The 4,644-nt window shown below is 64.1% G+C and carries 6 protein-coding genes and 1 pseudogene; 4 read left to right on the top strand and 3 right to left on the bottom strand.

Going from position 1 to position 4,644, the window contains the following annotated elements; all coding sequences use genetic code 11:
• Nucleotides 1–426: P1 family peptidase (locus EOD07_RS23465; RefSeq protein ID WP_206519532.1), on the top strand; the 426-nt coding region annotated here is incomplete at its 5' end.
• On the opposite strand, the gene EOD07_RS23460 is transcribed toward EOD07_RS23465, so the two are convergent.
• The gene (locus EOD07_RS23460; protein WP_073988648.1) at nt 427–684 is read right to left on the bottom strand and encodes a DUF2171 domain-containing protein; all 258 of its coding nucleotides are present in this window, start codon (nt 682–684) and stop codon (nt 427–429) included.
• Between the two features lie 297 nt (nt 685–981).
• Between EOD07_RS23460 and EOD07_RS23455 the strand changes: the two genes are divergently transcribed.
• Nucleotides 982–1,395, top strand: a complete 414-nt coding sequence (locus EOD07_RS23455) for a hypothetical protein (RefSeq protein ID WP_127237148.1) — start codon at nt 982–984, stop codon at nt 1,393–1,395.
• 62 nt (nt 1,396–1,457) lie between these two features.
• Entirely contained in the window at nt 1,458–2,765 is a 1,308-nt protein-coding gene (gene purB / locus EOD07_RS23450) for an adenylosuccinate lyase (protein ID WP_127237147.1), read from the top strand.
• 56 nt (nt 2,766–2,821) lie between these two features.
• Here purB and EOD07_RS23445 read toward each other — a convergent pair whose 3' ends face one another.
• Nucleotides 2,822–3,634, bottom strand: a complete 813-nt coding sequence (locus EOD07_RS23445) for a VOC family protein (protein ID WP_127237146.1) — start codon at nt 3,632–3,634, stop codon at nt 2,822–2,824.
• Nucleotides 3,635–3,834: 200 nt separating this feature from the next.
• Between EOD07_RS23445 and EOD07_RS23440 the strand changes: the two genes are divergently transcribed.
• Nucleotides 3,835–4,392 carry an alpha/beta hydrolase gene (locus tag EOD07_RS23440; protein WP_127237145.1) on the top strand — a complete coding sequence of 186 codons (558 nt, stop codon included), beginning with the start codon at nt 3,835–3,837 and terminating at the stop codon, nt 4,390–4,392.
• A 28-nt stretch (nt 4,393–4,420) separates the two neighbouring features.
• Here the strand turns inward: EOD07_RS23440 and EOD07_RS38175 are convergent.
• Nucleotides 4,421–4,644: pseudogene (locus EOD07_RS38175) on the bottom strand (hypothetical protein); the annotation flags it as partial.

Here is a 4,644-nt window from a genome sequence, read left to right as displayed (position 1 = left end):
TGGGCGGCCCCCTTCGAGATCGGCGACGAGTTCGGCGGCCTGGGCTATCCCGCCCAGATGCCCGAGGATGCCCGGGAGATCCTGCTGAAATACCGCGACCGCCGGGTCGGCGGCGAGGTCGAAGGTGGCAGCACCACCATCGCCGTCATCGCCACCGACGCCGTACTGACCAAGGCCGCGGCCAAGCGGCTGGCGATCTCGGCGCATGACGGCTTCGCCCGCGCCATCTGGCCGACGCACACGCCGGCCGACGGCGATCTGGTGTTCGCGCTGGCAACCGGCAGGAGCGGCATCGAGCTCGGCGCCGATGCGGCGATCGACCTCTTTGCGGCGTCAGGCGCGACCATGGCGCGCGCGATCAGCCGGGGCGTCCATGCCGCGACGCCGGCCGCAGGTGATTTGTTCCCTGTGTGGTCGTCGCGCTGATCAGGTCGGATCGGACTTTTCTTCCTCGAAGGTGACGGCGACATCCGAATTCGCGGAGAGCCATACCTTCTGCCCGTCGATCTCCGCGACCAGGGCAAGCGAGATGTAGTGGTGATGGTCCTTATGCGAGCCCATGCCGCTGTCGGCCTTGGTCAGCTTGATCCGGTCACCCTCGACCTTGTCGACGGTGCCGATATGGACGCCATCGGCGCCGATCACTTCCATATGTCCGCGTATCTTGCTGATGTCGGTGCTCATGCTGGTCCTCCGCTGGATGGCGATTTGCCCTTTCGGATGCGAGACGGCCGACAATAACAAATGAACGCCGGATTGGATGCATCGCGCGGCACGTCTCGTTCACCATGGCGTGATAGGCATGACGCCGATGAGACAGATGACGCCCAGTCTGCCCGGTCATGCGACGCGCGATAGGATTTGCCACCTATGACGCCGTTGCAGCAAGTCCCGTTGCGCCGCGGCCTCATGGATCGGCTGCGTGCCGCAATTCCTTCGGCAAGCGAGGCTGCTGTCGGAACCTTGCTCTGGGGCACGGCCATGGGTGCCAGCGCGCTGGCAAATCTTCTGCTGGCCGCCTGGGAGACACCCGACAGGATCCGGTTCGTTGCGCTGCTCTATGGTCTTGGCGGCTTGCTTGCCTTCCCGGTTGGGCTGACGCTGGCCAGGCTGGTTTCTCGCGGCCGTCATTGGGAAACGGCCTTCGCCGCGGCGTTCGTGTCGCTTCTGGCAGCAACGCTCGCCTTCACCGGCGGCCTGTTCGCGCTGCAGTATCGCTCCTATTATGCCGAGTGGCACGCACCGGCGTTGACGCTGACCTGGGCGTTCGAGTTCGCCTTCACGCTGCTGACCGCGCTCTACCAGTTCGTCGTGCTTGGCGTGCGGCTCTATTTTCCGCTGGGTTTTGCAGCGCTTGTCGGGGTCAGCATCTGGTTTGCGCGGCGGCGGCGTTGAGCATCGGGCCCGCCTCTGTTAGGACGCGGCCAGCGCTTATCTAGGCAGGACTTAAAAAACGAATGATCCCTCGCTATTCCCGGCCGGAAATGGTCGCCATCTGGTCGCCCGAAACCCGCTTCCGCATCTGGTTCGAGATCGAGGCGCATGCCTGCGATGCGCTGGCGGAATTGGGAGTCATCCCGAAGGAAGCGGCAAGGACCATCTGGGAAAAAGGCGGCGCGGCCAAATTCGACGTCGCCAAGATCGACGAGATCGAGCGCGTCACCAAGCATGACGTCATCGCCTTCCTCACCCATCTCGCCGAGTTCGTCGGACCGGATGCCCGCTTCATTCACCAGGGCATGACCTCGTCGGACGTGCTCGACACCTGCCTTGCCGTGCAGCTGACGCGGGCCAGCGACATCCTGCTTGCCGACATCGACGCCTTGCTGGCGGCGCTGAAGCGCCGTGCTTTCGAGCACAAGGATACCGTCACCATCGGCCGCAGCCACGGCATCCATGCCGAGCCGACCACCTTCGGCGTCAAGCTGGCGCAGGCCTATGCCGAATTCTCGCGCTGCCGCGAACGGCTGGTGCACGCGCGGGAGGATATTGCGACCTGCGCCATCTCCGGCGCGGTCGGCACCTTCGCCAACATCGAGCCCTATGTCGAAGAGCATGTGGCGGCAAAGCTCGGGCTGAAGCCGGAGCCGGTATCGACCCAGGTCATTCCGCGCGACTGTCACGCCATGTTTTTTGCGACCCTCGGCGTCATCGCCTCGTCGGTCGAACGCCTCGCCATCGAGATCCGCCATCTGCAGCGCACCGAGGTGCTGGAAGCGGAAGAGTATTTCTCGCCGGGCCAGAAGGGCTCGTCGGCCATGCCGCACAAACGCAACCCGGTGCTGACCGAGAACCTCACCGGCCTTGCCCGGATGGTGCGGTCGATGGCGCTGCCGGCCATGGAGGATGTGGCCCTCTGGCACGAACGCGACATTTCGCATTCCTCGGTCGAGCGCATGATCGGACCGGATGCGACGGTGACGCTGGACTTCGCGCTGGCGCGCCTGACCGGCGTCGTCGACAAGCTGCTCGTCTATCCCGAGAACATGGAGAAGAACCTCAACAAGTTCCGCGGTTTGGTGCATTCGCAGCGCGTGCTCTTGGCGCTGACGCAGGCCGGCCTGTCACGCGAGGACGCCTATCGGCTGGTGCAGCGCAACGCCATGAAAGTCTGGGAGCACGGCGCCGATTTCCTCGAGGAACTGCTTGCCGACAGGGACGTCACGGCGGCCCTCTCCGAAGCCGATATCCGCGAGAAATTCGACCTCGGCTACCACACCAAGCATGTCGACACGATCTTCAGGCGGGTGTTCGGGGAAGCTTGAGCCAAGCTTTCCTTCTCCCCGTTCACGGGGAGAAAGGCGTTGTCACCGACGCTGGCTCAAGCCTTCCCAGGCACAGTCCTGATCACCGTGCCCCAGGGATCCTCACGGCTCGTCTCGCTCTTCGCATTGTCCGAGCGCATCTCGACCCAGGCGAGGCCCGAGCGGGAGGGATCGCGGCGGCCGGCGCCGGCGCTTTGCCAGGCATTGGCGCCGATATGGTGATGGTAATGGCCGGACGACAGGAACACCGCCTGGGCGCCATATTTGGCGACGGTGTCGAAGCCGAACGCCTCATGCCACCAGGCTTCGGCATCTTCCGGCCGGCCGACGCGCAGATGCACATGGCCGACAATGGTGTTTTCCGGCGCGCCCTGCCAGCCGGCATCGCCCGCCGGCACGCTGCCCACCACCGCCGGCAGGTTCAGCCGCTCCGTCGCCATGGCTATTCTGTCACCATTCCACTTCCAGTCCTGCGGGCGGCGATCGGCATAGATCTCGATGCCGTTGCCTTCGGGGTCGGTCATATAGAGCGCCTCGCTGACCAGATGGTCGGAAGCGCCCTCGATACCGATGCGGTTGGCGGCGGCATGGTTGATCCAGCGGCCGAGATCCGCCCGCGACGGCAGGAGAAAGGCGGTGTGGAAAAGCCCGGCGCTGCGCGGATCGTCCGGCTTGGCCGAAGAATCCTGTTCAAGCACCAGCAATGGTCGGTTGGCGGCGCCAAGCGTGATCGTGCCATCGGCGCGGCTTAGTTCCTGCAAGCCGACGACGGCGCGGTAATAGGCTGCCAGGCTTTCGGCGTCGCGCGCCTTCAACCCGACACGCGACACGCTGACCGGTGTGGTCGCGGCAAAAGGCAGTTCGCTCATCAAACTCTCCGTTCGGGCGGCACCTATTCCCGAGATGGGATTTCCAGGCCGCCAGCTGTTGTTCCTTATTCCCCCCTCAGATCGTCGATTGTGATCGTTCACACAAGACAGCAAGAATCGAACAAGTTGTTCACACTTGCGATCACGCCGATATTGGCGACAGGGTTGCAGGCGAGAAGGCCGCTCGCTACATCGGCGCCATGAAAGTCAAAGACGCAGATATCCTGATCGTGCCGGGCTACACCAATTCCGGCCCCGAGCACTGGCAGACCCGCTGGCAGTCGAAACTGTCGACGGCGCGCCGGGTCGAGCAGGCGGAATGGACGAAGCCCGTGCGCGAGGACTGGACGGCGAGCGTGGCCAACGCCGTCAACGAGGCCGAACGGCCGGTGGTGCTTGTCGCGCATTCGCTCGGCGTGGCGGCGGCGGTTCAGGCCATCCCGCAGTTTAAGAAGCCGGTCGCGGGCGCCTTTTTCGTGGCGCCGCCCGACGTCTCCAATCCGGAAATCAGGCCGAGGCATCTGATGACCTTCGGCCCTTATTCGCGCGATCCCCTGCCCTTTCCGTCCATCGTGATCGCCAGCCGCAACGATCCGTTCTGTGCCTTCGAGGTCGCCGAGGATATTGCCGCCGCCTGGGGATCGCTCTTCATCGATGCTGGCGAGGCCGGGCATCTCAACCACGATGCCGGCTTCGGACCATGGCCTGAGGGTTCGATGACCTTCGCCAAATTCCTGACGGAACTGAAGCAGCCCTGAGACGACCCAAGGTGTGTTGAGATTCAGGTCAGGCCGAGCCGGAGTCGAAGACGGGCGCGAAGCGACCAAACTGGGTGGCTTCCGAGAACCGGAGCGGAGCGTGCTTGAAGTACGTGAGCACCGGAAGCGCAGGAAACCGCCATTTGCAGGCCGGCATCACCTGAATATCAACGCACCTTAGGAGCCGATGGAATCCCGCATGCTCTTCAGCAGCGTCTTGGCGCCAAGCGAAATCAGCGTGTGGTCCGAGCC

Source organism: Mesorhizobium sp. M2C.T.Ca.TU.002.02.1.1 (assembly GCF_003997225.1).
This window is presented reverse-complemented; position numbering and strand designations above follow the sequence as displayed.